Source organism: Campylobacter sp. 2018MI13, from assembly GCF_018501135.1.
Lineage (GTDB): Bacteria > Campylobacterota > Campylobacteria > Campylobacterales > Campylobacteraceae > Campylobacter_E.
Genome location: NZ_JAHCZC010000139.1, coordinates 1 through 1,819 on the forward strand (window position 1 = coordinate 1; position 1,819 = coordinate 1,819).

Annotated in this window: 3 protein-coding genes; all 3 read left to right on the forward strand. The window is 21.6% G+C overall.

Annotation, left to right across the window (positions count from 1 at the left end):
• Positions 1-152: 152 nt before the first annotated feature.
• The gene (locus KJQ99_RS09275) at positions 153-302 is read left to right on the forward strand and encodes a hypothetical protein (protein ID WP_214150647.1); all 150 of its coding nucleotides are present in this window, start codon (positions 153-155) and stop codon (positions 300-302) included.
• Between the two features lie 199 nt (positions 303-501).
• A complete protein-coding gene (locus KJQ99_RS09280) occupies positions 502-1,365 on the forward strand; it encodes a hypothetical protein (RefSeq protein ID WP_214150648.1) in 864 nt (287 codons plus the stop codon).
• The coding region (locus tag KJQ99_RS09285) for a hypothetical protein (RefSeq protein ID WP_214150649.1) at positions 1,349-1,819 on the forward strand (471 nt) is incomplete at its 3' end. The genes KJQ99_RS09280 and KJQ99_RS09285, both read left to right, overlap by 17 nt.

The following is a 1,819-nucleotide window of genomic DNA, read 5'->3' on the forward strand; positions in this document are numbered from 1 at the left end:
ATGATATACAATGATGTATTGCTAATATGCCTTTAGAGAAAATATAAATAAAAATATATATAAAAATGTTAGATTAACACTTTGTTTAAAATTTGAAAAATCATATTAAATAATATAGGTTGCTTAATCAAAAAATAAAAAATAAGAATGAATTGATACGAAAAATATACATAAGCACGGTTAAAGATTGTGATGAGATATTAGTCCTTGATAAGGGTAATTTGGTTGAGTGTGGAAATCATACAAGACTAATGGAGCTTAATGGATACTACGCACATTTATACAAACAACAAAATCTATAAACACTAAAACTATAAATAATTTAATAAATATTATTTATAGTTTTAAAAGAATTTGAATTATGAATTTGAAATTAAATCAAAAAATATTTTTTAATATTATTTATTACGAAAAGTAACATAATTTTAATAAATATTTTTAAATTTTATGAATTTTTATTATTTGTTTGATATAATTAATCTTATTTTTACAAGGTTAAATATGAATATAGACAATTTAAAAGATTATAAAATAAAAAACGATTATTTATATAGTTTAGAGCTTATTAGGTTATTTAATGAGATTTTTTCAATTTTACTTATTTTTATCTTGTTTTATTTTACAATAGATATTATCAATGAATTAAATAGTAAACCCGAAAAAACAATGACTGACATACGAAGAATTCAAAAAGGTTGGAGTGGCATTATTGATGGTATTTTTTTCGTTGCATTCTTTTTAAAACTTAGACAAATAAAAAGACTTAGATTTGTTAAAAATAATGATTTTTATATTAGCGTAGATAATGAAAAGATATATTTTGAAACATATACAATAGATAAAGAAGGTCTTTTTGGTATAGCAAAAAGTTACAAAAAAGTAACCGCAACGATAAATAAAAGTGATATAGTTTTTAGATTGCAATCTAAACGACCTGCTTTAGCGTGTTCATATATATTTAATAAGGATGCTTACAATATTAAAGAAATAGAAAATAAAAGCTTAAATTATAGATTAGACTATCAGATAGCTAGAATAATTTTCTTTCCTATACTTATATTTTTTGTAATATTAGATATTTTATCAAGTTATTTAATATTGTTTTTATTAAATGGTAAAAACTTAAAAACTTACACAATATATCAAACTAAAACCAAGCTGGTTTCATTGCCTTTTGTTGATGATTTATCAGTTTATTTTTTATACACAGAGTTTAGACAAAAGTATTCTGCGATGAGTAAAGGTGGCTATGAAATGGAATTTAGAGAAGAAGCACAACCACTAGGCGAAAAATACATAGCAAAACAACAAAAGAAAATTGAAAAGATTTTAAGTAAAAGGAGAATAAATGCTTTCTTTTATTAAAGAATTAATAAAAAAATCTTTATTTGTTGGTTTGAGTTTAGCGTTTTTTATCATTGCTATTTTCGCTTTTTTAATGCTTGTTCAGTATTCATACGATATCTATAGTAAATACTTCAGTTCAACTTATGATAAATTTCTTAAAACCAAAAAAGAGCTTTGCTCTCTTGAAAGGCAATTAGAAGTAGAAGGCTATTTATTATTTTGGGATTTTAAAAATGAGTATACAAATTATAAATATGATTATTCTAAAAGCGGATATAAATGTAATTTAGAAAAAGAAGAAAAATATAAAAGAGCAATTGTAAATTATTTTAAATTAAGTAATGCAAAAATATATGAAGTGCAAAATTATAATAGCATTGATGAAGTTAAATCTCTTAAAACTTTAGATAGTTTAGAATTAAAAGAAGTTAATGAATTTAACAATAATCTAGTATTTTTTGAAAAAAGATTT